Source organism: Tabrizicola sp. (assembly GCF_016793705.1).
Taxonomy (GTDB): Bacteria; Pseudomonadota; Alphaproteobacteria; order Rhodobacterales; family Rhodobacteraceae; genus Tabrizicola.
Map to the genome: position 1 here is coordinate 48,841 of NZ_JAEULO010000064.1, position 20,427 is coordinate 69,267.

Here is a 20,427-nt window from a genome sequence, read left to right on the forward strand (position 1 = left end):
CCCTCGTGAGGCGCCCCGCCGATTTCTTCGAAGAAACCGGACCGGAGTTTTCGAAAACTCCGGCCCCGACCGTCAGCCCTTCAGCACCGACCGCCCGGCATATTCCGCCGTCTCGCCCAGCATTTCCTCGATGCGGATCAGCTGGTTGTATTTCGCCAGCCGGTCCGATCGCGACAGCGACCCGGTCTTGATCTGCCCGCAGTTCGTCGCCACCGCGAGGTCGGCAATCGTCGAATCCTCGGTCTCGCCCGAGCGGTGGCTCATCACATTGGTATAGCCCGCGCGATGCGCCATATCGACGGCCTGCAAGGTTTCGGTCAGGGTGCCGATCTGGTTCACCTTCACCAGCATGGAATTGGCGATGCCCTTGCGGATACCCTCGGCCAGCCGCTTCGGGTTCGTCACGAACAGATCGTCGCCGACCAGCTGGATCTTCGATCCCAGCACCTCGGTCAGCATCTTCCAGCCATCCCAGTCGTCCTCGGCCATGCCATCCTCGATCGAGATGATCGGATAGTCGCTGCACAGGCCCGCCAGGAATTCGACATTTTCGACCGAGGACAGCGACCTGCCCTCGCCCTTCATCTCATACTTGCCGCCCTTGAAGTATTCGGTCGAGGCGCAGTCGAGCGCGAGGTAGATATCCTCGCCCGGCTTGAACCCGGCCTTCTCGACCGATTTCAGAATGAAATCAAGTGCATCGCGGGCAGAGTTCAGGTTCGGCGCGAAGCCGCCCTCGTCGCCGATCCCGGTGTTGTGACCCGCCTGCTGCAGCTCTTTCTTCAGCGTGTGGAACACTTCCGACCCCATCCGCACCGCCTCGCGGATGTCGGAGGCACCCACCGGCATGATCATGAACTCCTGGATGTCGATCGGGTTGTCGGCATGTTCGCCGCCGTTGATGATGTTCATCATCGGCACCGGCAGCACCCGTGCCGAGGTCCCGCCGACATAGCGGTACAAGGGCTGCGCCGTGAACTCCGCCGCCGCCTTCGCCACCGCCAAGGACACGCCGAGGATCGCGTTCGCCCCAAGCCGCGACTTGTTCGGCGTCCCGTCCATCTCGATCATCGTGCGGTCGATGCCGACCTGCTCGGTCGCATCGAAGCCCACGATCTCTTCGGCGATCTCGCCGTTCACCGCCGCGACCGCCTCCAGCACGCCCTTGCCCTTGTAGCGCGCCTTGTCGCCATCGCGCCGCTCGTTGGCCTCGTGCGCGCCGGTCGATGCGCCCGAGGGCACCGCCGCCCGGCCCATGCTGCCGTCTTCCAGGGTGACGTCGACCTCGACCGTCGGGTTGCCCCGGCTGTCCAGAATCTCGCGGGCGTGAATGTCGATGATCGTGCTCATGGGGGTTCCTCAAGGCCGAATGGGTGCTCTCACCGGCCCCTTTACCCCGCCTCAGGCCATGAGGGAAGCGCGTTTGCGCGCGCGGGCAAAGGCGTAAAGCCCCGAACCCACCACGATGGCCGCGCCCAGAAGCGTCGATCCTGAAGGCCGTTCGCCCAGGAAGATCATCGCGATCACCAGCGCGAAGACCAGCCGGGTGTAGCGGAACGGGGCCACCACCGACACCTCGCCCAGCCGCATCGCCGCGACGACGGCGTAATAGCCGAAGAGGCCCGAGACCAGAGCCCCGCCAAGCCCCGCCCATTGTCCGGGCGTCGGCCAGACGAAACCCTGTCCCATCCCCGCCATCAGCGCGGCCCCGGCGGGCACCAGCCCCAGATAGGCCCAGGTCGCCACCTGGAACGTCCCGATCCGCGCCGGAATGGCCCGCGTCGACAGATCGCGCACCGCAAGGACAAGAACGCAGGCCACTGTCAGCAGCCCCGTCGGGTCGAATGCCGCATCCCAGGGCTCAAGGATCACCAGCACTCCGACAAAACCCACCAGGACCGAGGCCCACCGCCGCCAGCCAACCTCTTCGCCCAGGAACAGCGCCGCCCCCGCCACCACCACCAGCGGCGAGGCCTGCAACAGCGCCGCCGTCATCGTCAGCGGGGCCAGCGCAAGGGCAAGGATATACAGCACCGCCGCGCCCGCCTCGGCCAGCGAGCGGAGCAGGGCAATGCCGCGCAGGGCATCCATCGACAGGACGGGCTGGCGCTGCCGGGCAGCCAATGCCCAGAACACCAGCGCCCCCGCCCCTCCGGTCAGCGCCAGCACCTGACCGGGCGGCAGCGCCTCGGCCGACCGCTTCAGGAACAGGTCCTCGACGGCGAAGAACGCCATCGAGGCCACCATCATCAGCGCGGCGCGGGTGTTGTCGGCCGCGTGCGGTGCGGGGGCGGTCATGGCAGGCTCCAAAAGGGCGGGCAGCGCCAAGGCCTACAATGCCCGCCCGACGAAGGAAACCCAGCGAAATGCCTGATTTGTTACCGATACAGCCGCGGTGCCCCCGCCTTGTCGTGGATCGCGTTCACCTGGTCGGGCGACAGGTCCAGTTCCCCGGCCAGCTTGTGCAGGTATTCGGCTTCCGCCTTCTGGTCCAGGTTGATCGCCATCAGCGACACCAGATAGACCTGCGGCTCCAGCCCCGCCGGGACCGACCGCGCCAGCCCCACGACATCCATCGGCCGGTTCAGTTCCGCCTGCACCGCCTGAACCTCGCGCTGGTCGGCCTCGCCCATCGCCTGCATCAGGCGCTGACGCTCATCGTCGTCCAGCTCGCCGTCGCATTTCACCGCCTGGATCACAGCCCGCAGCATCAGCGCCGCCGACAGCTCCTGCTCGCGCTCCGGTTCCGGCAGGGTGATCGGCCCGCCCGGTTTGCGGTCGCTCATCACCTGGTCCAGCAGATCGCCGACCCCGCCGCCCGATCCGCCGTCGAAACTGCCGCCCGTCCCGCTGCGGCGTGGCTGCTGCGGCCGGTTCTGCTCCGTCGTCCGGCCGCGGCCCGTCAGCTCGCCCAGAAGATCGTCCAGCCCGCCTTTCGGTGCCGTCGCGCGCGGCGACTGCCGCTTCTGGCCCGAAATCTGGTCCAGAAGATCACCCAGCCCGCCCTGGTCGCCCGTCCCGGATGTGCGTCCGGTCGAGGTCTTGCTGGCGCCGCCAAGCACCTGGCCCAGGATATCCTCAAGCCCGCCCTTGGTCTGGCCGTCATAGCGCGTGCCACGGCCCGCCGTCGTGGTTCCGCCCGAGGGTTCGGCCGCCGCGCCGCCGCCCTTGGTCAGGGCCGTCACACCCTTCACGATCGCAACGCCGATCGCGACTTTCAGCAGTGTCTTTCCAAGACTCATCACGCACCTCCCCGGGGTTTCGGTTCAGCACCCAGCCTTCCTTGCCGCCGCCGTCCGGTCAATGCAAAAGGGGGGCCGGGCAGGGGGGAAAGATGCGCAAATCGAGACTCGACGGTGTGGGCGTCGCCATGCTTCTCGGCGTGCAGGGCCTTCTCGCCGTCAACCAGGTCATCATCAAGCTGGTGAATGCAGGGCTGCAACCGGTCTTCTTCGCCGGTCTCCGTTCGCTTCTCGCCGTCGGCTTCGTCTGGGCCTGGCTTGTCTGGAAGGGCCGCCCGCCGCGCCTGCGGCGCGAAGCCTGGGGCAGCGGCCTGCTGATGGGGGCGATCTTCGCCGCCGAATTCCTGTTTCTCTTCCTCGCTCTCGACCTGACGACTGTCGGGCGCTCCTCGCTCATCATGTATTCGATGCCGGTCTGGTTCGCGCTGCTGGCCCATTTCGGCCTGGGCGAGCGGATCACCGGCACCAAGGCCGCGGGCCTCGCGCTCGCCTTCGCAGGTTGCGCCGTGGCGATCCTCTCGCGCCCCAAGACCGGTGAGGCGAGTCTTGCGGGCGATCTTTGCGCCCTGGGGGCCGCCTGGGGCTGGGCGCTGACCGCCTATATCGCGCGCCGCCCGGTCATGCGGGCCGAGGGGCCCGAGATGCAGCTCTTCTGGATGGTCCTCGTCTCGGCCCCGATCCTGCTTCTCGCCGCACCCCTCTTCGGCCCGCTGATCCGCGACCTGCAAGCACTACATATTGTGGGTCTGGTCTTCCAATCCTCCATCGTGGTGGCTGGGGGCTTCATCGCCTGGCTCTGGCTCCTCTCGGTCTACCCGGCCTCGACCGTGGCCTCGTTTTCCTTCCTGACCCCGATCCTCGCGATCCTCTTGGGTGCGCTCCTCTTCGGCGAAACCATCGGTCTGCCGATTCTCCTCGCCGCTGCACTGGCCGCCGCCGGGATCGTGCTGATCAACCGTCCGGCCCCGGCCACGCGCTGAGGTTCGGTCGGGCGGAATCGCTTCGTTGACAAGGGGCCGCTCCTGTGGGTCGCTGAAGGTCGCGCGCCAAGCGGGCCGCAATGCTTGCAAATCCGCCGCTCTTCACAAACTGCGCGAACCCTGTCCCCAGGGATGTCCACATGCTCCGCTCGCGTGTGCTGACGTTCCCGTGATGTGACCGAAAAAACGTCAAGCCGAAAATCTGCTTCCGCGTGCAATTTTCCCGTTGATCGAACCACGGGATTACGACACTTTGACAAAGCGGCAGGGGCAACCACAAAATCTAGTGCCGCAGCAACAGGCAGAACGCTTCACAAAAAGGGCATCCCAATCGGATGCGACCCTCTTGGCGGCCCGTACCGTCAGGACCGGAAACGTTTTGCCTAAGGCTGCGCCGGAACATGGTCCCTGCCTGGTTTAGTCAATTCTCGGCCGCAAGGGCCGCAAAAACGGGAGACCAGGGGCATGAAGATCGAGCGGAAGTTCACCACGGAAGCCACCGGCGCCTACGGGGCGATGGGTTTCGTCCTCACCACCTCTGAAATCCGAAACCCGGACGGCAAGATCGTCTTCCGCAACGAGGCCGTCGAAGTGCCGGAAGGCTGGAGCCAAGTCGCCTCCGACGTGCTGGCCCAGAAGTATTTCCGCAAGGCAGGCGTCCCCGCCGTGCTCAAGAAGGTCAAGGAAAAGGGCGTCCCCGAATTCCTCTGGCGCTCGGTCCCCGACGAGGCCGCACTGGCCCAGCTTCCCGAAGACAAGCGCATGGTGGGCGAGACCAGCGCCAAGCAGGTCTTCGACCGCCTCGCCGGCGCCTGGGCCTATTGGGGCTGGAAGGGCGGCTATTTCACCACCGAAGCCGACGCGAAAGCCTACTACGACGAGATGCGCTACATGCTGGCCCGCCAGATGGCCGCGCCGAACAGCCCGCAATGGTTCAACACCGGCCTGCACTGGGCCTATGGCATCGACGGCCCGTCGCAGGGCCATTTCTACGTCGACCACGCCACCGGCAAGCTCACCAAATCCGCCTCCGCCTATGAACACCCCCAGCCGCACGCCTGCTTCATCCAGTCGGTCAAGGACGACCTGGTGGGTGACGGCGGCATCATGGACCTCTGGGTGCGTGAGGCCCGGCTCTTCAAATACGGCTCCGGCACCGGCACCAACTTCTCCTCCCTCCGCGGCGAGGGCGAGAAACTGTCGGGCGGCGGCAAGTCCTCGGGCCTGATGGGCTTCCTCAAGATCGGCGACCGTGCGGCGGGCGCCATCAAGTCCGGCGGCACCACGCGGCGCGCCGCCAAGATGGTGATCATCGACATGGATCACCCCGATATCGAGGATTTCATCAACTGGAAGGTCATCGAGGAGCAGAAGGTCGCCTCCCTCGTCGCCGGGTCCAAGATGCATGAGGCCCGCCTGAACGACATCTTCGCCGCCATCCGCCAGTGGGACGGCGCGGAAGCCGACGCGACCGATCCGGCCAAGAACCCCGCGCTGAAAGCCGCGATCAAGGCCGCCAAGAAGGCGATGATCCCCGACACCTACACCAACCGCGTGCTGCAATACGCGCGCCAGGGCTTCGACAGCATCGAATTCCCCACCTACGACACCGACTGGGACTCCGAGGCCTACATCTCCGTCTCCGGCCAGAACTCCAACAACTCGGTCCGCGTGACCGACGCCTTCCTGACCGCCGTCCGCGAAGACAAACCCTGGGAACTCATCCGCCGCACCGACGGCAAGATCGCCAAGACCGTCTCCGCCCGCGAGCTCTGGGACCAGATCGGCCACGCCGCCTGGGCCTGTGCCGACCCAGGCATCCAGTTCCACGACACCGTCAACGCCTGGCACACCTGCCCTGAGGACGGCCCGATCCGCGGCTCGAACCCCTGCTCGGAATACATGTTCCTCGACGACACCGCCTGCAACTTGGCGTCGATGAACCTGCTGACCTTCCACCATGACGGCAAGTTCGACGCCGAGGCCTATATCCACGCGACCCGTCTCTGGACCCTCACCCTGGAAATCAGCGTGATGATGGCGCAGTTCCCCTCGAAGGAAATCGCCCAGTTCTCCTACGACTTCCGCACCCTCGGCCTCGGCTACGCCAATATCGGCGGCCTGCTGATGAACATGGGCCTCGGCTACGACTCCGACGAAGGCCGCGCCCTCTGCGGTGCCCTGACCGCGATCATGACCGGCGTGACCTATGCCACCTCCGCCGAGATGGCCAAGGAGCTTGGCCCCTTCTCCGGCTACGACCGGAACAAGACCCACATGCTCCGCGTCATCCGCAACCACCGCGCGGCGGCCCATGGGCTCGCTTACGAAGGCCTGAACGTCCCCGCCGTCGCCCTTGACCACGCGAACTGCCCCGACCAAACCCTTGTCGCGCTTGCCAAATCCGCCTGGGACGAGGCCCTGCGCCTTGGTGAAGCCCACGGCTACCGCAACGCCCAGACCACCGTGATCGCCCCCACCGGCACCATCGGCCTAGTCATGGACTGCGACACCACCGGCATCGAGCCCGACTTCGCCCTGGTCAAGTTCAAGAAACTCGCCGGCGGCGGCTACTTCAAGATCATCAACCAGTCGGTCCCCGCCGCGCTTGAAACTCTCGGCTACTCCACCGCCCAGGCTGCCGAGATCGTCGCCTACGCTGTCGGCCACGCCTCCCTCGGCCAGGCCCCGGCGATCAACCACACCGCGCTGATCGGCCACGGCTTCGGCCCGCGCGAGATCGAGAAGATCGAGGCCGCCCTCCCAAGCGCCTTCGACATCCGCTTCGTCTTCAACCAGTGGACGCTCGGCGAAGACTTCTGCAAGGGTACCCTCGGCATCCCCGCCGAGAAACTGGCCGACCCGACCTTCGACCTCCTCCGTCACCTCGGCTTCACCAAGGCCCAGATCGACGCCGCCAACGACCATGTCTGCGGCACCATGACCCTCGAAGGCGCGCCGCACCTGAAGCCCGAACACCTGAACGTCTTCGACTGCGCCAACCCCTGCGGCAAGACCGGCAAACGCTTCCTGTCGGTCAACAGCCACATCACCATGATGGCCGCCGCCCAAAGCTTCATCTCCGGCGCGATCTCCAAGACCATCAACATGCCGAACAACGCCACCATCGCCGAGACGCTGGCGGCCTATGAACTCAGCCACTCGCTCGGCATCAAGGCCAATGCGCTCTACCGCGACGGCTCCAAGCTTTCCCAACCCCTCGCCGCCGCCCTGATCGAGGACGATGAAGAGGCCGAGGAAATCCTCGCAACCGGCTCGGCGCAGGAAAAGGCCACCGTCATCGCCGAGAAGATCGTCGAGAAGGTGATCGTCAAGGAGCTGATCTCCCGCCACCGCGAGAAGCTGCCGGAACGCCGCAAGGGCTATACCCAGAAGGCGATCGTCGGCGGCCACAAGGTCTATCTCCGCACCGGCGAATATGCCGACGGCTCGCTGGGCGAGATCTTCATCGACATGCACAAGGAAGGCGCGGGCTTCCGGGCGATGATGAACAACTTCGCCATCGCCGTCTCGGTCGGCCTGCAATACGGCGTGCCGCTGGACGAATTCGTGGAAGCCTTCACCTTCACCCGCTTCGAGCCGGCGGGCATGGTGCAGGGCAACGACTCGATCAAGAACGCGACCTCGATCCTGGACTACATCTTCCGCGAGCTTGCCGTCAGCTACCTGGACCGTACCGATCTCGCCCATGTCGCCCCGAAAGGCGCCAGCTTCGACGATCTCGGCCGCGGTGACGAGGAAGGAAAACGTAACATCGCCGAGCCCAGCGAGACGGCGGCCTCGAAGTCGCTGGAAGTGCTGCGGCAGGTCGCCTCCACCGGCTACATGCGCAAGCGCGTGCCGCAGGAGTTCACCGTGCTGCAAGGCGGGCAGGGCGTGACGGCTTTCGGCGGCGGCCTCGCCACCGGCACCGACATGGCCGCGCCGATGACGGCGGTCCTGTCGGAAACCCGCGTCTCCGGCTTCTCGGAATCGACCAGCACCTTCGCCCTCGGCGCGGCGGACGCCCGCACCAAGGCCAAGCTGCAAGGCTACACCGGCGACAGCTGCGCCGAATGCGGCAACTACACGCTGGTGAGGAACGGCACCTGCCTGAAGTGCAACAGCTGCGGCTCGACGACGGGGTGCAGCTGAGTCATCTCGCCATACCTGTCATCCCCGCGAAGGCGGGGATCCCTTACAAGCGCAGAGGCCGTTCCTATGAACGGCCTTTGATTTTTCACTGGGGCCAAACCTCCCCCCACTGTCATCCCCGCGTAGGCGGGGATCCATTCTTTTGAACCGCCGCCCCATGACCCAACTGGATCCCCGCCTTCGCGGGGATGACACCCGGCAAAGGCTCCAGCCCCAGATCAACCGCCAAATCCCTCCAGTCCCTGTTTCCCGCCTCGATCAGCGAGACCTTCCACTCCCGATTCCATTTCTTGATCCGTTTCTCCCGCAGGATCGCCTCGTTGATGTCCGAATGCTGCTCGAACCACACCAGGCGCGAGACGCCGTACCGGCACGTGAACCCCTCAGCCGTTCCCTCACGATGTTCGACCACCCGGCGCAGCAGATCGTTCGTCACGCCGCAGTACAGCGTGCCGTTCCAACGCGATGCCATAAGGTAGACGAAGAAATTGAACTCTCGCATGGGTCCCCGCTTTCGCGGGGATGACAGTTGCGCGAAAAGGTGAATGTCCGCTTAACCGCATCGCGTGCGCTACAGCGCACCGCCCCAAGATGCGCTGTAACGCACCCTACGCTGCTGCAGCGACATCCCCCTTCCCCCCACCACCCTCAATGCTTACCTCTGTCCCGAACGGAGGCCGCCCATGCAGCACTATTCCTACCTCGACCTGGCCCCGATCCCCGAAGGCCACACCGCCGCCGAGGCTCTTGCGGCCACCGTCGACCTCGCCCAGGCCGCCGAAAAAGCAGGCTTCCACCGCTACTGGCTGGCCGAGCATCACAACATGCCCGGCATCGCCTCCGCCGCGACCCCGGTCCTGATCGGCCATGTCGCCGGTCATACGAAAACCATGCGCGTCGGCGCGGGCGGGATCATGCTGCCGAACCACTCCCCCCTCGTGGTGGCCGAACAGTTCGGTACCCTTGCAACCCTCTATCCGAACCGGATCGACCTCGGCCTCGGTCGCGCCCCCGGCACCGACATGCTCACCGCCCGTGCCCTCCGCCGCAACATGGCACCCGAGGATACCTTCCCCCAGGACGTGCAGGAGCTGATCGCCTACCTTGGCGACACGACAGGCCAGGTCCAGGCCATCCCGGGCACCGGCACGAATGTCCCCGTCTGGATCCTCGGCTCCAGCCTTTTCGGCGCGCAGCTGGCGGCCTGGCTGGGCCTGCCTTACGCCTTCGCCTCGCATTTCGCGCCCGCGCATCTGGACGAGGCGCTGGAGGTCTACCGCCGGACCTTCCGCCCTTCGGACCGGCTCGACAAGCCGCACGTCATGATCGCGGTCGGCGTCTCTGCCGCCGCGACCGACGAGGAGGCGACCTATCTCCGCTCCTCGCAGCTTCTGGCTTTTGCGCGGCTCAGGACCGGACGCCCCGGCCAACTGCCCCGGCCCACCCATGACCTGAGCGAAGTCCCTGTGCCGGTCCTGACCCAGGCGCGCGCCGCCCTGTCCTGTTCCGCCGTCGGCTCGCCCGAGACCGTGCGGCGTGACCTGGCCGTGCTGATCGCCCGCTACCGCCCGGACGAGATGATGATCACCGGGATGATGCACGACCACGATGCCCGCCTCCGATCGCTGGAGATCGCCGCCGGTGTGCTGGCGGACCTGATCACGCCTGCCGCAGCAGCCTGACATGGCCCGAAGTCAGGCACGGTCAAGATGTTAACGCCACCCTAACAGAAAATCACAACCAACTGTAATCAAACGAAACTCCAGATTTGTCCACCGTGGACACATCGGCAAGGTTTGACCCCGCCCCCCCCAGCCGCTACCATCCCCGCATGAAGCAGACCCCCGCCCAGGCCCTCCGTGAGACCGGAGTTCGTGTGACCCGCCAGCGGGAAGTCCTTCTCAAGGTCCTGACGGACTCCGAAGACCACCCCGACGCCGCCGAGCTGCACCGCCGGGCGCGGACCCTCGACGACAGCCTGTCGCTGGCCACCGTCTACCGCACCCTCTCGGTCCTGGAACGGGAAGGCGTGGTCCTCCGCCTCGCCCTCGAAAACGGCGGGGCGCGGTATGAGGTGGCGGACGCCCCCCACCACGACCACATCGTCGACCTCGACAGCGGCCAGATCACCGAATTCCGGTCGGAAAAGATCGAACAGCTCCAGCGCGAGATCGCGGCTGAACTCGGCTACGAGATCGTCCACCACCGGATGGAACTCTACTGCCGGAAACGGAGCTAGCCCGTTCCTCAGACCGTCCTCACCAGCCGCAGCGCGTCATAGATCGCCGCATGGGTGTTCCGCGCCTCCACGGCATCCCCGATCCGGTAGAGCTGGAACCCCTCCACGGCAGGCTGCGCCCGCCCGTCGATCATCGCCTCATAGTCCACCGCCCCCTTGTTCCCCGAGAGCGGCTTCAGCTCGAAATACACGTCCGCCAGCGGCAGGGTCCCGGCATTGACGACCACCTGGTCAAAGACCGCCGTCTTGTCGAGCTTCATGTAGTCCGACCCGACCGTGGCATTCAGCTGGTTCCCCGCCTTTTCCACCGACAGAAGCCGGTAGGTCACGGTGAAGGTCACGTCCTTGTCCTGCATCGCCCGCATGTAGGGCACCAGGTTCATCGCCATCACCTCCGGCGCGAAGCTGCGGTCGCGGGTCATCACCTCGACCTTGCCGCCCGCCTCGGCGATCACCTGCGCCGCCTGCAGCGCGGCATGGTCGCCGGCGTCGTCGTAGAGCAGCACGTTCGCCCCCGGCTTCACATCGCCCGAGATGATGTCCCAGGAAGAGACCACGAGGTCGCTGCCCGCCGACAGGATATCGGTCTGCGGCATCCCCCCGGTTGCGATCACCACCACGTCGGGGTTCTCGGCTGTCACATCAGCGGCATCCGCCCAGGTGTTGAAGCGGAACTCCACCCCCTTGGCGCTGCACTGGGCCATGCGCCAGTCGATGATGCCGATCATCTCGGACCGCCGCTTCGACTGCGCCGTCAGCCGGATCTGGCCGCCGGGCCGATCGGCGACCTCGAAGACGACGACCGAATGCCCGCGTTCCGCTGCCACACGGGCCGCTTCCAGCCCCGCAGGACCGGCGCCGACGACCACGACCTTCTTCTTCACCGCCGCCTTCGCAATCTCATGCGGCATGTGCTGCTCGCGCCCCGTCGAGGGGTTGTGGATGCAAAGCGCCATGCCGCCCTGATAGATGCGGTCCAGGCAATAGGTCGCGCCGACGCAGGGGCGGATGTCGTCTTCGCGGCCCTCGACGATCTTGCGCACGATATGCGGGTCGGCCATGTGGGCGCGGGTCATCCCCACCATGTCGACCTGGCCCGTCGCCACCGCGTGCCGGGCGGTCGCCACGTCGGGGATGCGGGCGGCGTGGAGAGTAGGCATCCCGACCTCGGCCCGGATGCGGCCGGCGAAGTCCAGATGGGGCGCGGACCGCATCCCCTGGATCGGGATCATGTCGGTCATCGCCGGGTCGGTGTGGATGCGGCTTCGGTTGACGTTCAGGTAATCGACCATGCCGGAGTCACGGAACATCTTTCCAAGGGCGATGCCCTCTTCCATGTCGATGCCGCCCGGCTCCATCTCATCGACGCCGTAGCGCAGGCCGAGGATGATCTTCGACCCGATCCGCCTCCGCACGGCGGCCACGATGTCCAGCGTCAGCCGGGCGCGGTTCTCCAGACTGCCGCCATAGGGGCCGTCCAGCATGTTGGTCAGCGGCGACATGAACTGGTCGAGGAGGTGGCCGTGGCACAGGAACTCGATCCCGTCGACGCCCGCGTCCTTCATCCGCTCGGCGGCATCGACATAGTCGCGGATGATCCGGTCGATATCCCAGTCCTCGGCCGGTTTCGGGAAGGCCCGGTGCGCGGGTTCCCGTTCGTGGGTCGAGGAGACGACGGGCAGCCAGTCGCCCTTGTCCCAGCGGGTGCGGCGGCCGAGGTGCGAAAGCTGGATCATCACCCCGGCCCCCGCCGCGTGGCAATCGTCGACCAGCCGCTTCATCCACGGCACGATTTCGTCCTTCCAGACCAGGAGGTTCGAGAACACCGGCGGGCTGTCGCGGCTGACCGAGGCCGAGCCCGCGGTCATCACCATCGCCACCCCGGCCTTGGCGCGTTCCAGATGATAGAGCCGGTAGCGGTCCTTCGGCATCCCGTCGTCGCCATAGGCAGGTTCATGGCTGGTGGTCATGATCCGGTTGCGCAGCGTCAGGTGTTTCAGCTGGAACGGCTGGAGGAGGGGATCGTTGGACATGGGGGCCCTGGCCTTTTCGCGGGGGGAATCGTGGTTTGCCACGGAGTATGGCAAAACTTGACATAGGTGTCGAGTTTTGTTTCGATCCTCTTGCGCGAAAGGAAGCCGGAGGGTTAGGTCGGGCGGATGGGCATGGAAAAGACCGAACGCGGCTGGCGGGGAACGCCGGATCTTTGGCTGGATGCGGGCTATGGCCTGCTGGTCGAGGGCGGCGTCGAGGCGGTGAAGATCATGCCGCTGGCCGAAAGGCTGGGCCTGTCGCGCACCAGTTTCTACTGGCATTTCGCCGACCGCGAGGCGCTGCTGGCCGGGCTGGTCGCGCGCTGGCAGGCGAAGAACACCGGCAACCTCGTCGCGCGCTGCGAGGCTCCGGCGGCGACCATCACCGAGGCGCTTCTGAACCTGTTCGACTGCTGGTACGACGACGCGCTGTTCGACAGCCGGCTGGAGTTCGCGATGCGGACCTGGGCGCTGACCGATACGACGGTTGCGGCAGCGATGAGCGCGGCCGATGCCGAGCGTGTGGCGGCTATCACCGCGCTGTTCCACCGCTTCGGCTATAGCGAGACCGAGGCCGATACCCGGGCGCGGACGCTGTATCTGACCCAGGTCGGCTATATTGCGCTGCGCTCGGAGGAGAGCCTTGAGATCAGGATGGGGCGGAACCCGGCCTATGTGCTGACCTTCTCCGGCGTGGCGCCGACCGAGGCGGAGATCGCCGCGTTCCAGGCGCGGCACAGGGTCAGGTAAGCCGCAGGAGCAGTTCCTTCAGCGCAGCGGCTTCCTCGGGCGCCAGCGGCGCGACGGTATCGGCCGAGACGGCAAGCGCGGTGTCGATCCGGGTTGCGAAAAGCGCGGTCCCCGCCTCGGTCAGGCTGACGGTCAGGCGGCGGCGGTCGGCGGGGTCGGCGGTGGTCGCAACCAGACCGAGCTTCGCCAGCCGGTCGACCACGCCCTTGATCGTGGCAGCGTCCATTGCCGCGGCGCGGCCGAGGTGGTTCTGCGACACCGGGCCGATCTCGGCCAGGCGAGCGAGGACGGCGAACTGGGTGGTCGTGACCTCGGGGATGGCGGCGGCGAAGATCGCCAAGTGCCGCTGCGTCACCCGCCGCAGGATATAGCCGATCTGGTCATCGAGGCGGTAACTTTTGGCATCCGTCATCCTTCCGCGATACGACTTGCGGTTGATCCGTGCAAGGCTGTTGACAGAATCCCGAGGGGGTCACAGACTTGTTGTTACGCAAATGAATTCGGGGCTTTCCGTGCCGGACTACGCCCGACCCCAGTCGATGACCGAGGCCCTGCGCTTGCTGGCCGAATGCGGCTGGCGGGTGCTGGCGGGCGGGACCGACCTTTATCCCGGGGCGGGGACGCGACTGACGGGGCCGGTGCTGGACCTTGGCGGCCTTGCGCTGTCCAGGATCGAGACCGGGGAGGGGTTGCGCATCGGGGGGGCGACGCCCTGGGCGGCGATTGCCGAGGCCGATCTCCCGCTCGCCTGCCGGGCCTTGCAGCAGGCCGCGCGGCAGGTGGGCGGACGGCAGGTGCAGGTGGCGGGAACCATAGGCGGGAACCTGTGCAACGCTTCGCCCGCTGCCGACGGGGTGCCACCACTCTTGGCGTTGGAGGCGGAGGTGGAGCTGGTCTCGGTCGCTGGGCGGCGGAGGTTGGCGCTGCGGGACTTCCTGCTCGGCCCCCGGCGGACGGCGCTGAAACCGGGTGAGATCCTGGCGGCAGTGGTGATCCCGGAAGCGGCCCTTGCCGGACGGTCGACCTTCGTGAAGCTGGGCGCGCGGTCGCATCTGGTGATCTCCATCGCCATGGTCGCTGCGCGGCTGGTGGTTGAGGGCGGGCAGGTGCGCGGGGCTTCGGTGGCCGTCGGGTCCTGTTCGCCCGTCGCTGTCCGGCTTCCGGCGGTGGAGGCGGCTTTGGCCGGGGCTTCGGTGGCGGAAGCGGTGGACCGGGTGACGGCAGCGGATGTGCAGGCGGCGCTGTCGCCCATCGACGATGTACGGGCGACGGCGGATTACAGGCGCGTGGCAGCGGTAGAACTGGTGCGCCGTGCGGTGGCGGAGGCCTTGGCATGATCCGCTTCGCGCTGAACGGGGTGATGGTCGCGGTGGAGGCGCCGCCGACGGAGCGGCTGTCGCTGATGTTGCGCGAGCGGTTGGGCAAGGTCGGCACGAAGGTCGGCTGCGACGCGGGCGATTGCGGGGCCTGCACGGTCCTGCTGGACGGGGCGGCGGTCTGCGCCTGCCTGACCCCCGCCGCGCGGGTCGAGGGGCGGGCGGTGACGACGGTCGAGGGCGAGACGCCCGAACTGACGTTGCTGCGCGCCAGTTTCCATGCCCATGGCGCGGCGCAATGCGGCATCTGCACACCGGGGATGCTGCTGGCGGCGGCGGAATTGCTGACACGCAACGCTCGGCCGTCCGAGACCGAAGTGGAGCAAGCGCTTGGTGGCGTCCTCTGCCGCTGCACCGGCTATCGCAGCATCATCGCTGCGGTGGTCGCGGCAGGAGAGGGGGCCTGGCCCGAGGCGCCCGTGTCTGGGGCGGTGGGGGCGGCGATCCCTCGCGTCGATGGTGCGGCCAAGGTCGCTGGCGACAGATTCGGGGCCGACGACTGGCCCGAGGGCGCGTTGGTGGTGAGGGCGGTCCGTTCGCCGCATCCGCACGCGGTTTTCGCCATCGGCGACCTGACCGCCTTCCGCGCCCGCCCCGGTGTCGTCGCCGTCTTCACTGCCGCCGACATCCCCGGCCGCAACGCGTTTTCCGTCATCCCGCCCTTCGCCGACCAGCCCGCCATCGCCGCCTCTCCCGCCCGGTTCCAGGGCGAATGCGTGGCGCTGGTGGCCTTCGAGCCCGATGCCGAGCCCGACTTGACCGGCTTTCCGATCAGCTGGACCCCTGTTCCGGCCCTCTCGACTCCCGAGGAGGCCGAAGCAGGCGACCTCCTCCACCCCAACCGCCCCGGCAACCTGCTGATCGAGGGGCGGGTGGTGAAGGGCGATGCCACCGCTGCCCTGGCGGGTTCGGCGCATGTGGTGGAGGGCGCGATGACCACCGCCTTCGTCGAACACGCCTATATCGAGCCCGAGGCCGGGTCGGCGTGGATGGAGGGCGAGACGCTGGCGATCCGTGCCTGCACCCAGGCGCCGGGGATGGACCGCGAGGATACGGCGGCAATCCTGGGCCTGCCGCTGGACAGGGTGCGGATCATTCCTTCGGCCACCGGCGGCGGGTTCGGGTCCAAGCTCGACATCTCCTTGCAGCCGCTGATCGGGCTGGTGACGCTGAAGACCGGGCGGCCCTCGCGCATGGTGTATTCGCGCCACGAAAGCATGACCTCGACCACCAAGCGCCACCCGGCCGAGATGCGGGGGCGGATCGGCTGCGACAGTCAGGGCCGGATCACCGGCATGGAGTTCGAGGGGCGGTTCAACACCGGGGCCTATTCCAGCTGGGGTCCGACCGTGGCGAACCGGGTGCCGGTGCATGTCTCGGGGCCTTATCTCACGCCCCATATCACCGCGAAGGCGCGGGCGATCCACACCCACGGGCCGGTTTCTGGCGCCTTCCGCGGCTTCGGCGTGCCTCAGGGGGCGCTCTGGCAGGAAACGCTCTACGACCGGCTGGCCGAGAAGGCGGGGATCGACCGGCTGGAGTTCCGGCTGCGCAACGCGCTCTGCGACGGCGATGCCTCGGCGACGGGGCAGGTCCTGCAGGCCACCGGCATCCATGACTGCCTGCTGGCCCTGCAACCGCACTGGACCCGCGCTCTGGCGGAAGCGAAGGGCCAAAGGGGCCGGGGCGTCGGCGTCGCCTCCTGCTGGTATGGTTGCGGCAACACCGCGCTGCCCAACCCCTCGACCATCCGCATCGGCCTGTCCCCGGCGGGAGAGGTCGTGCTGCACCAGGGCGCGACCGATATCGGCCAGGGGTCGAACACCGTCATCGCCCAGATCGCCGCTGAGGCGCTGGGCCTGCCGCTGGCTGCCTTCCGGCTGGTCGGCCCCGACACCGGCCTAACGCCCGATGCCGGCAAGACCTCGGCCAGCCGCCAGACCTTCGTCACCGGCCGCGCTGCCAAGGCCGCCGCCGAGGGGCTGCGTGCCGAGATCCTGCGCCGGGCCAATGCCGGTGAGGGGGCGGTGCTGTCGCTGGAGGGCGCGACACTCTCTGTCTGCGACCGGGGGGCCTCGACCCGCATCGACCTTGCTGCCCTGCCGACCGACACCCGCGGCCACGTCCTGAGCGCCGAGGCGAGCTACGACCCGCCCACGGCGCCGCTCGACGCGAACGGCCAGGGTTCGCCCTATGCCGTCTACGGCTACGGCGCGCAGGTGGTGGAACTGGAGGTGGACAAAGCGCTTGGTACGGTGCGGCTGGTCAAGATCACCGCCGCGCATGACCTGGGCCGGGCGATCAACCCCATGCTCGCGCGCGGCCAGATCGAGGGTGGCATCGCCCAGGGAATCGGCATGGCGCTGATGGAGGAATACCTGCCGGGCCGGACCGAGAACCTGCATGACTACCTGATCCCCACCTTCGGCGACGTGCCGCCCATCGAAAGCCTGCTGATCGAGGTGCCCGACCCCGAAGGCCCCTACGGCGCCAAGGGGCTGGGCGAGCATGTGCTGATCCCCACCGCCCCCGCGATCCTGAACGCGATCCGCCATGCCACGGGGGCCGAGATCACCCGCGTTCCGGCCCTGCCGCACCGGTTGCTGGATGCGCTTGGAGGGCTGCCATGACCCCACGCAAGCTCCATTTTCTGTCCGCAAGTATCCCGGGAGGCTGCCATTGGTGCGCCGTTGGTTCGAGCGCCAATGGCGGCGGGCTGGCCCCCGGTCCGACTGCTGCCACGGGGCGCTCGCCATGACCCAGGCGCCCGAAAAGATCCGCTGCGATGCCTGCCCGGTGATGTGCTACATCGCGCCAGGCCAGACCGGGGCCTGCGACCGCTATGCCAATGCCGATGGCCGGATCGTCCGGACCGATCCGGTGGTGATGCTGTCGCATACGGTGGAAGCGGGCGGCCGCGTCGTTCCCTTCGCGGCTCGGGATTGGGACGGCTCTCCGGTCCCGGCGGACGCCTTCGTGACCGGGATCGGCTCGGGCACGACCTACCCGGACTACAAGCCCGCGCCGTTCATCGTGTCCTCGCAGGTCGACGGCGCTGACATGGTGACGGTCGTGACCGAGGCAATCTTCTCCTACTGCGGGGTCAAGGTGAAGATCGACACCGACCGTTTCCTCGGCCCCGAAGGCGCGGTGATCCGGGCGCAGGGTGAGCCGGTGGGCCATGTGACCACCGCCGAATACGGCAGCCAGATGCTGTCGCTGGGCGGGGTCCACCACCTGACCGGGGGCGGCAAGGCGGAAGGCCGTGTCACCTGTGCCGCGATGCTGGCGCTCTGCAATGGCGAGGCTGTGGAACTGGCCATCGACGGCGGCTCGACCGTCGTGGTGCAGGCCGGGCAGGCGCCGGTGGTCGACGGGGTGCGCGAGCGGCGGATGCGGGTCGGCTGCGGCAGCGCGACCATCGGCATGTTCGCGGTGCAGTGGCAGGGGCTGGTGGACGAGGTGGTGGTGGTGGACGACCACATCACCGGCGTCGTCAGCGAGCATCAGGCGGGCAAGGTGATCGGCTGGGAGCCTTCGGGCATCCGCATCAAGGGCCACCGCTCCACCCCGGGCCGCTATTTCCGGGTGTCGGAGCCCGGGCAGGGCTGGGGCGGCACCAGGCTGACCGACCCGCTGGAGATCCTCGGCGACTGGAACCCGGCCAAGGGCGCGCGGCCCGGTTTGCGGCTTCTCATGGTCTCCACCACCGGCGAGCAGTATGCCTATTACGTGTTGGACGAGGCGCTGCGCCCGGTGCAGCAGGAGTTGCCGGATTACCTGAAGAAAACCGTCGAACTCATTGACGAGAACTGCGAACAATCGCTTTGCACCGTGCTGTTCGTCGGCGGCGCGGGGGGCAGTCTGCGGGCGGGAGTGGCGAAGAACCCGGTGCGGCTGACGCGCTCGGTGCAGGGCGGGGTCACGCGGCTTACCTCGGGCGGAGCGGAGACCTTCGTATGGCCGGGCGGCGGGATCACCTTCATGGTCGATGTCACGCGCCTGCCGAAGGGGGCCTTCGGCTATGTCCCCACCCCTGCGCTGGTGGCGCCTCTGGAGTTCACCCTGTCGCGGGAGGACTACCTGGCGATGGGTGGGCATGAGGAAGTGATCCGCAGCCTCGACCGGTCCATGGCCGAGGGCGGGGAATATCCGACGGCGGCGAGGGTCGAGCCATGGCCATGACCGCGCCCGTCGCGTCCGGAGCCGTCGCGGCCCTCTTGCCGGGTGGACGGCTGCATCTTCACCACGGCCCCATCGACATTGTCGCCGAGGCTATCGGAGAAGCTTCCGCAGTGCGCGCCGCCTATGCCCGTGCTGCGACCCGATTTTCCGGCCTGCTGGAAGAACTGGTCGCCGAACTCCCCGCCCTGAGGTCCGAAGATGCGCCGATGGAAGGCGTGATCGCCCGCCGGATGGCCGCTGCCGTCGCGCCTTTCCGGCCCGCCTTCGTCACGCCGATGGCGGCGGTGGCGGGGGCGGTGGCGGAAGATGTTCTGGCGGCGCTGGTTGGTCCCGGCATCAGACGCGCCTATGCCAACAACGGTGGCGATATCGCGCTGGGGCTGGCCCCGGGCGAGCGACTGACCTGTGCGCTTGCTGTCTCGGGCGGGATGGATCGGGTGAGCGTCGCATCGACCGATCCGGCGCGGGGGATCGCGACCTCGGGCTGGCGCGGGCGCAGCTTTTCGCTCGGCATTGCCGAAGCGGTGACGGTGGTGGCGCGGACGGCCGCGATGGCGGATGCTGCGGCGACGATGGTGGCGAATGCGGTGGACGTCGACGCCCCCCGCATCCGCCGCCGTCCGGCGCGGGAGTTGCAGTGGGACAGCGACCTGGGCGAGCGGCAGGTGACGGTGGCTGTGCCGGTGCTTTCGCCAGAGGAACGGACGGCGGCGCTGGACGCGGGCCTCGACGCGGCTGAGGGCTTCCGGGCGCGCGGGCTGATTGAAGGGGCGGCACTTTTCCTTCAGGGTGAGGCGAGGATGACGGGCGCGCTGGTGCTGGCACGGGAGGATCGGGGTGGCTGATTTCGCAGTGCGGAAGATCGTGGTGCAGATGGAGGAGATCCGGCATGAGGGCGGGCCCCTGGTCACGCCGCCGCCGGTGCGCGGCGCGATCTATGCGATCTGCGCGAACCCGTTCGCGGGGCGCTACGTCCCCGACCTGCAACCCGCGATGGAAGACCTTAAGCCGCTGGCGCTGGAGTTGACCGACCGGCTGGTCGCCGTCCTTGGGGGGCGCAAGGGGATCGACGCCTATGGCAAGGGCGCCATCGTGGGCGAGGGCGGTGAGGCCGAACACGGCGCGCTCTGGCATGTCGCGGGGGGCTACGGGATGCGCGAGCGGCTGGGCGAGTGCCGCGCCATCGTGCCGAGCGTGATGAAGGTCGGCGGCATGGGCGCGACGCTGGACTTGCCGCTCGGCCATCTGAACGCGGCCTATGTCCGATCGCGCTTCGATGCGATCACGCTGGCCTGCCCTGACGGGCCACGGGCGAACGAGGTGCTTTTCGCGCTGGGAATGGCGCGGGGCGGGCGGGTGCATTCGCGGATGGGTGGCTTGGAGATCGACCAGGTCAAGGGGGAGGACGGACTGCGGTGAGACTGGCGCCAATATCCTTCGAAGGATTTTGCCAAGGGTTCTCGAAAA

At 67.6% G+C, this 20,427-nt stretch carries 16 protein-coding genes; 10 read left to right on the forward strand and 6 right to left on the reverse strand.

What is annotated here, in order from left to right; all coding sequences use genetic code 11:
- Window positions 1–72: 72 nt before the first annotated feature.
- The 3 genes from eno to JNJ68_RS16235 form a co-directional block, all read right to left on the reverse strand.
- The gene (eno, locus tag JNJ68_RS16225; RefSeq protein WP_294983787.1) at window positions 73–1,350 is read right to left on the reverse strand and encodes a phosphopyruvate hydratase; all 1,278 of its coding nucleotides are present in this window, start codon (window positions 1,348–1,350) and stop codon (window positions 73–75) included.
- A gap of 51 nt (window positions 1,351–1,401) precedes the next feature.
- Complete coding sequence (locus JNJ68_RS16230; protein WP_294983789.1) at window positions 1,402–2,298, reverse strand: DMT family transporter; 897 nt, start codon at window positions 2,296–2,298, stop codon at window positions 1,402–1,404.
- Window positions 2,299–2,378: 80 nt separating this feature from the next.
- On the reverse strand, window positions 2,379–3,242 hold the full coding sequence (locus JNJ68_RS16235; RefSeq protein ID WP_294983791.1) for a DUF533 domain-containing protein: 864 nt from the start codon (window positions 3,240–3,242) through the stop codon (window positions 2,379–2,381).
- A 92-nt stretch (window positions 3,243–3,334) separates the two neighbouring features.
- Here JNJ68_RS16235 and JNJ68_RS16240 point away from each other — a divergent pair, with 92 nt between their 5' ends.
- Complete coding sequence (locus tag JNJ68_RS16240; protein ID WP_294983793.1) at window positions 3,335–4,222, forward strand: DMT family transporter; 888 nt, start codon at window positions 3,335–3,337, stop codon at window positions 4,220–4,222.
- 465 nt (window positions 4,223–4,687) lie between these two features.
- On the forward strand, window positions 4,688–8,377 hold the full coding sequence (locus tag JNJ68_RS16245) for a vitamin B12-dependent ribonucleotide reductase (RefSeq protein ID WP_294983796.1): 3,690 nt from the start codon (window positions 4,688–4,690) through the stop codon (window positions 8,375–8,377).
- A gap of 112 nt (window positions 8,378–8,489) precedes the next feature.
- On the opposite strand, the gene JNJ68_RS16250 is transcribed toward JNJ68_RS16245, so the two are convergent.
- On the reverse strand, window positions 8,490–8,879 hold the full coding sequence (locus JNJ68_RS16250) for a GIY-YIG nuclease family protein (protein ID WP_294983798.1): 390 nt from the start codon (window positions 8,877–8,879) through the stop codon (window positions 8,490–8,492).
- A gap of 181 nt (window positions 8,880–9,060) precedes the next feature.
- On the opposite strand from JNJ68_RS16250, the gene JNJ68_RS16255 reads away from it, so the two are divergent.
- Together JNJ68_RS16255 and JNJ68_RS16260 are read left to right on the forward strand one after the other, a co-directional pair.
- The gene (locus JNJ68_RS16255; protein ID WP_294983801.1) at window positions 9,061–10,059 is read left to right on the forward strand and encodes an LLM class flavin-dependent oxidoreductase; all 999 of its coding nucleotides are present in this window, start codon (window positions 9,061–9,063) and stop codon (window positions 10,057–10,059) included.
- Window positions 10,060–10,208: 149 nt separating this feature from the next.
- Window positions 10,209–10,616 (forward strand): Fur family transcriptional regulator, encoded by a 408-nt coding sequence (locus JNJ68_RS16260; protein ID WP_294983803.1) that lies wholly within the window; start codon window positions 10,209–10,211, stop codon window positions 10,614–10,616.
- A gap of 8 nt (window positions 10,617–10,624) precedes the next feature.
- On the opposite strand, the gene JNJ68_RS16265 is transcribed toward JNJ68_RS16260, so the two are convergent.
- A complete protein-coding gene (locus JNJ68_RS16265) occupies window positions 10,625–12,649 on the reverse strand; it encodes an NADH:flavin oxidoreductase (protein ID WP_294983806.1) in 2,025 nt (674 codons plus the stop codon).
- 126 nt (window positions 12,650–12,775) lie between these two features.
- Here JNJ68_RS16265 and JNJ68_RS16270 point away from each other — a divergent pair, with 126 nt between their 5' ends.
- Entirely contained in the window at window positions 12,776–13,399 is a 624-nt protein-coding gene (locus JNJ68_RS16270; RefSeq protein ID WP_294983808.1) for a TetR/AcrR family transcriptional regulator, read from the forward strand.
- Here JNJ68_RS16270 and JNJ68_RS16275 read toward each other — a convergent pair.
- On the reverse strand, window positions 13,392–13,811 hold the full coding sequence (locus JNJ68_RS16275; RefSeq protein ID WP_294983811.1) for a MarR family transcriptional regulator: 420 nt from the start codon (window positions 13,809–13,811) through the stop codon (window positions 13,392–13,394). The two genes, JNJ68_RS16270 and JNJ68_RS16275, sit on opposite strands and share 8 nt — an antisense overlap.
- Before the next feature lie 82 nt (window positions 13,812–13,893).
- Between JNJ68_RS16275 and JNJ68_RS16280 the strand changes: the two genes are divergently transcribed.
- The 5 genes from JNJ68_RS16280 (at window position 13,894) to JNJ68_RS16300 (ending at window position 20,379) form a co-directional block, all read left to right on the forward strand.
- A complete protein-coding gene (locus JNJ68_RS16280) occupies window positions 13,894–14,736 on the forward strand; it encodes an FAD binding domain-containing protein (protein WP_294983814.1) in 843 nt (280 codons plus the stop codon).
- Complete coding sequence (locus JNJ68_RS16285) at window positions 14,733–17,405, forward strand: molybdopterin cofactor-binding domain-containing protein (RefSeq protein WP_294983816.1); 2,673 nt, start codon at window positions 14,733–14,735, stop codon at window positions 17,403–17,405. The genes JNJ68_RS16280 and JNJ68_RS16285 overlap by 4 nt, the downstream gene beginning before the upstream one ends.
- 124 nt (window positions 17,406–17,529) lie before the next feature.
- The gene (locus JNJ68_RS16290) at window positions 17,530–18,960 is read left to right on the forward strand and encodes a 6-hydroxynicotinate reductase (RefSeq protein WP_294983819.1); all 1,431 of its coding nucleotides are present in this window, start codon (window positions 17,530–17,532) and stop codon (window positions 18,958–18,960) included.
- On the forward strand, window positions 18,951–19,805 hold the full coding sequence (locus JNJ68_RS16295; protein ID WP_294983822.1) for a UPF0280 family protein: 855 nt from the start codon (window positions 18,951–18,953) through the stop codon (window positions 19,803–19,805). Before JNJ68_RS16290 ends, JNJ68_RS16295 begins: the two co-directional genes overlap by 10 nt.
- Window positions 19,798–20,379: an amino acid synthesis family protein gene (locus JNJ68_RS16300; RefSeq protein ID WP_294983826.1), complete on the forward strand. Its 582-nt coding sequence runs from the start codon at window positions 19,798–19,800 to the stop codon at window positions 20,377–20,379. The genes JNJ68_RS16295 and JNJ68_RS16300 overlap by 8 nt, the downstream gene beginning before the upstream one ends.
- Window positions 20,380–20,427: the final 48 nt, after the last annotated feature.

Bases quoted from the DNA above. Each gene is read 5' to 3' on its own strand.
- eno (WP_294983787.1), bottom strand. From the start codon at position 1,350: ATGAGCACGATCATCGACATTCACGCCCGCGAGATTCTGGACAGCCGG.
- JNJ68_RS16230 (WP_294983789.1), bottom strand. From the start codon at position 2,298: ATGACCGCCCCCGCACCGCACGCGGCCGACAACACCCGCGCCGCGCTG.
- JNJ68_RS16235 (WP_294983791.1), bottom strand. From the start codon at position 3,242: ATGAGTCTTGGAAAGACACTGCTGAAAGTCGCGATCGGCGTTGCGATC.
- JNJ68_RS16240 (WP_294983793.1), top strand. From the start codon at position 3,335: ATGCGCAAATCGAGACTCGACGGTGTGGGCGTCGCCATGCTTCTCGGC.
- JNJ68_RS16245 (WP_294983796.1), top strand. From the start codon at position 4,688: ATGAAGATCGAGCGGAAGTTCACCACGGAAGCCACCGGCGCCTACGGG.
- JNJ68_RS16250 (WP_294983798.1), bottom strand. From the start codon at position 8,879: ATGCGAGAGTTCAATTTCTTCGTCTACCTTATGGCATCGCGTTGGAAC.
- JNJ68_RS16255 (WP_294983801.1), top strand. From the start codon at position 9,061: ATGCAGCACTATTCCTACCTCGACCTGGCCCCGATCCCCGAAGGCCAC.
- JNJ68_RS16260 (WP_294983803.1), top strand. From the start codon at position 10,209: ATGAAGCAGACCCCCGCCCAGGCCCTCCGTGAGACCGGAGTTCGTGTG.
- JNJ68_RS16265 (WP_294983806.1), bottom strand. From the start codon at position 12,649: ATGTCCAACGATCCCCTCCTCCAGCCGTTCCAGCTGAAACACCTGACG.
- JNJ68_RS16270 (WP_294983808.1), top strand. From the start codon at position 12,776: ATGGGCATGGAAAAGACCGAACGCGGCTGGCGGGGAACGCCGGATCTT.
- JNJ68_RS16275 (WP_294983811.1), bottom strand. From the start codon at position 13,811: ATGACGGATGCCAAAAGTTACCGCCTCGATGACCAGATCGGCTATATC.
- JNJ68_RS16280 (WP_294983814.1), top strand. From the start codon at position 13,894: ATGAATTCGGGGCTTTCCGTGCCGGACTACGCCCGACCCCAGTCGATG.
- JNJ68_RS16285 (WP_294983816.1), top strand. From the start codon at position 14,733: ATGATCCGCTTCGCGCTGAACGGGGTGATGGTCGCGGTGGAGGCGCCG.
- JNJ68_RS16290 (WP_294983819.1), top strand. From the start codon at position 17,530: ATGACCCAGGCGCCCGAAAAGATCCGCTGCGATGCCTGCCCGGTGATG.
- JNJ68_RS16295 (WP_294983822.1), top strand. From the start codon at position 18,951: ATGGCCATGACCGCGCCCGTCGCGTCCGGAGCCGTCGCGGCCCTCTTG.